A 3,585-nucleotide genomic window follows, 5' to 3' on the forward strand; every position below is an offset into this window, starting at 1 on the left:
GCCGGGTCCGGCCGGGCGCCGGCGAGCGGGTCGAGGACCGCGCCCCGGTCGACCCGGCCCGGCTGACCGTCTCCGTCGACGCCCTCGTCGCGGGCCGGGAGGGGAGGCGGACATGACGTCCCCGGACACGACGGACACGACGGACACGACGGACGCGGCTCCGGTACGTGTCGGGGTGTTCGGCCTGCTCGGCTCCGGCAACCTCGGCAACGACGGGTCGCTGGAAGCCGTGCTCGGGTACCTGCGCGCCGAGCACCCGGACGCGGTCGTGGACGCGCTGTGCGGCGGACCCGAGGCCGTCACGGCCCGGTACCGGATCCCCGCGACGCGGCTGCACTGGTACCGCGGGGAGTACCGGACCGCGTCACGCCTGGGCGCGGTCGCGGGCAAGGGCCTGGGCAAACTCGTCGACGTCTTCCGTACCGCCGCCTGGGTGCGCCGGCACGACGTGGTGATCGTGCCGGGCATGGGCGTCCTGGAGGCCACGCTGCCGCTGCGGCCGTGGGGTTTCCCGTACTCGCTGTTCCTGCTCTGCGCGAGCGGCCGGCTGCTGCGCACCCGGGTCGCGCTGGTCGGCGTCGGCGCCGCCCCGATCGGGGACCGGGCCACCCGGGCCCTGGTGCGCCGGTCGGCGCGGCTGGCGGCGTACCGCTCGTACCGGGACGACCGGTCCCGGGACGCGCTGCGGGAGATGGGCGTGGACACCGCGCGCGACGGGGTCTACCCGGACCTGGCGTTCGCCCTGCCGGCGCCACCGGTGCCGCCGGGGGACACCGCGGGGCCGCCGGGCCCGGTCTGTGTCGGCGTCATGGACTTCCACGGCGGCAACGACGACCGCGCCCGCGCCGGGGAGATCCACCGGCGCTACCTCGACGGGACGACCCGGTTCGTGCGCGCGCTGACCGAGGAGGGCAGGCCGGTCCGGCTGCTCACCGGCGACGCGTGCGACGCGACTGTGGTCGCCGCGATCCTCGACGCGGTGGACTCGCCGCTGGTCACCGCCGCCGAGGCGGTCTCCCTGGCCGACCTGATGAAGGAGACGGCCGCCGCGAGTGCCGTGGTGGCCACCCGGTACCACAACCTGGTCTGCGCGCTGAAGGCGGGCACACCGACGCTCGCGCTCAGCTACGCGGCAAAGAGCGACGCGCTGATGGCGCGGATGGGGCTCGGCGCGTACTGCCACCCGGCCCGCGAGGTCGACGCCGACCGGCTGCTGGAGCAGTTCCGGGCGCTGGAGGAGCGCTCGGCGGAGCTGCGGCGGACCCTCGCCGAGCGGAACGCGGACGTCACCCGGCAACTCGACGGCCAGTTCGCGGAGTTGACCGCGGCCCTGTTCCCGGCGGCCGGCCGGACCCGTGCCCATGCCCATCCCCACGACCACGACCACGACCACGACCGCACTGATACCCACGCCGTACGGAAGGCCCCATGAAAGCGACCGAAGTCCCGGCGATCGCCGGCGCGTACCTGTTCGAGCCGACGCCGTACGCCGACGAGCGCGGCTTCTTCTGCCGCACCTTCGACGCCGACGTGGTCCGCTCGGTGGGCCTGGACCCGCACGCCTTCGTCCAGGACAGCGTGTCCCGCTCGGCCCGGGGGGTGCTGCGCGGTCTGCACCTGCGCTCCGGCGCCGGTGAGGCCAAGCTGGTGCGGTGCTCGTACGGAAGGATCTTCGACGTCGTCGTGGACCTGCGGCCGGACTCGCCGACGTACCGCAACACGGCGTCCTTCGAGCTGTCCGACGAGACGCAGACGACCCTCTACATCCCGGCCGGGTGCGCGCACGGCTTCCAGGCGCTGACCGCGACCGCCGACACCTCCTACCGCATCGACCGTCCGCACGACCCGGCCGAGGACGTGACGATCGCCTTCGACGACCCGGAACTCGCCATCGCGTGGCCGCTGCCGGTCACCTCCGTGTCCCGGCGGGACCGGGATGCGCCGGTTCTCGCCGTGGCCCTGAAGCAGCGGGAGGGCTGAGGCCGGCGTGAACATCAAAGGCACCGAAGACACCGAAGGCACCGAAGGCACCGAAGGCACGCAAGAGGTGCGCGAGTTCGCGCTGCCGCGGTCGAGGGCGGCCAACGAGCGGCTGCACGCCCTGGTCCCCGGGGGCGCGCACACCTACGCCAAGGGCGACGACCAGTACCCCGAGGACCTGGCCCCGGTCATCAGTCACGGCCGCGGTGCCCATGTGTGGGACGTCGACGGCAACCGCTACATCGAGTACGGCTCCGGTCTGCGGTCGGTCAGCCTCGGCCACGCCCACCCGCGGGTGACCGAGGCGGTGCGGCGCGAGCTCGACCGCGGCGGCAACTTCGTGCGGCCCTCCGTCGTGGAGGTCGAGGCCGCGGAGCGCTTCCTGGCCACCGTGCCGACCGCCGAGATGGTCAAGTTCGCCAAGAACGGCTCCGACGCCACCACCGCCGCGGTGCGCCTGGCCCGTGCCGCCACCGGCCGTCCGCGGGTGGCCGTCTGCGCGGACCACCCGTTCTTCTCCACCGACGACTGGTTCATCGGCACCACGCCGCTGTCCGCGGGCATCCCGGCGGCGACCACCGATCTCACCGTGGCGTTCCCGTACGGGGACCTGACCGCCACGGAGGAGCTGCTCACCCGGTACCGGGACGAGGTCGCCTGCCTGATCCTCGAACCCGCCACCTGGACCGAACCGCCGCCCGGCTATCTCGCCGGGCTGCGCGAGCTGGCCGACCGGCACGGCTGCGTCCTGGTCTTCGACGAGATGATCACCGGTCTGCGCTGGTCCGAGGCGGGCGCCCAGGGCCTGTACGGCGTCGTCCCCGACCTCTCCACGTTCGGCAAGGCGCTGGGCAACGGGTTCGCCGTCTCCGCCCTGGCCGGGCGCCGCGAACTGATGGAGCGGGGCGGGCTGCGCCACTCCGGTGACCGGGTGTTCCTGCTGTCCACCACGCACGGCGCGGAGACCCACTCCCTGGCGGCGGCCATGGCCGTGCAGACCACCTACGCCGAAGAGGGCGTCACCGCGCGGCTGCACGCCCTCGGCGAGCGGCTGGCCGCCGGTGTCCGGGACGCCGCCGCCGCCATGGGCGTCGGCGACCACGTCGTCGTCCGGGGGCGGGCCAGCAACCTGGTCTTCGCCACCCTCGACGGGACCGGGCGGCCCTCGCAGGAGTACCGCACCCTGTTCCTGCGCCGGCTCCTCGTGGGCGGGGTGCTCGCCCCGTCGTTCGTGGTGAGCAGTGCGCTCGACGACACCGACATCGACCGCACCGTCGACGTGGTGGCCCAGGCGTGCGCGGTGTACCGCAAGGCGCTGGACGCGGGCGACCCCACTCCGTGGCTGGGCGGACGGCCGGTGCAGCCGGTGTTCCGCCGCCGGGCGTGACATGACGTGACGTCAGCGGTGACGTGACACCAGCGGTGACGTGACGTCAGCGGTGCCGGGGCCGCCGCCCGTGCCGGCCGGCGGTCCGGTCGAGCAGCCACGCGGTCGCCGGTACCGACGCCAGCGCGGTGCACCAGCCGCCGAGGACGTCGGTCGGGTAGTGCGCGCCCAGCGACACCTGCGCCCAGCCCATGGCGGCGCCGGCGGCCAGTGCCGCG

At 74.5% G+C, this 3,585-nt stretch carries 4 protein-coding genes and 1 pseudogene; 4 read left to right on the forward strand and 1 reads right to left on the reverse strand.

Annotated elements, in window-relative coordinates:
• The 4 genes and pseudogenes from HO151_RS07555 to HO151_RS06800 all read left to right on the forward strand — a co-directional run.
• Positions 1–116: pseudogene (locus HO151_RS07555) on the forward strand (glycosyltransferase family 2 protein); the annotation flags it as partial.
• Positions 113–1,432: a polysaccharide pyruvyl transferase family protein gene (locus HO151_RS06790; protein ID WP_173895181.1), complete on the forward strand. Its 1,320-nt coding sequence runs from the start codon at positions 113–115 to the stop codon at positions 1,430–1,432. The pseudogene HO151_RS07555 and the gene HO151_RS06790, both read left to right, overlap by 4 nt.
• Positions 1,429–1,980 carry a dTDP-4-dehydrorhamnose 3,5-epimerase gene (rfbC, locus tag HO151_RS06795; protein ID WP_173895182.1) on the forward strand — a complete coding sequence of 184 codons (552 nt, stop codon included), beginning with the start codon at positions 1,429–1,431 and terminating at the stop codon, positions 1,978–1,980. Before HO151_RS06790 ends, rfbC begins: the two co-directional genes overlap by 4 nt.
• Before the next feature lie 13 nt (positions 1,981–1,993).
• On the forward strand, positions 1,994–3,367 hold the full coding sequence (locus HO151_RS06800) for a glutamate-1-semialdehyde 2,1-aminomutase (RefSeq protein WP_368039446.1): 1,374 nt from the start codon (positions 1,994–1,996) through the stop codon (positions 3,365–3,367).
• A 46-nt stretch (positions 3,368–3,413) separates the two neighbouring features.
• On the opposite strand, the gene HO151_RS06805 is transcribed toward HO151_RS06800, so the two are convergent.
• On the reverse strand, positions 3,414–3,585 hold a 172-nt coding region (locus HO151_RS06805), incomplete at its 5' end, for a phosphatase PAP2 family protein (protein ID WP_173895183.1).

It is taken from the genome of Streptomyces sp. 8P21H-1, assembly GCF_013302945.1.

Bases quoted from the DNA above. Each gene is read 5' to 3' on its own strand.
- HO151_RS06790 (WP_173895181.1), top strand. From the start codon at position 113: ATGACGTCCCCGGACACGACGGACACGACGGACACGACGGACGCGGCT.
- rfbC (WP_173895182.1), top strand. From the start codon at position 1,429: ATGAAAGCGACCGAAGTCCCGGCGATCGCCGGCGCGTACCTGTTCGAG.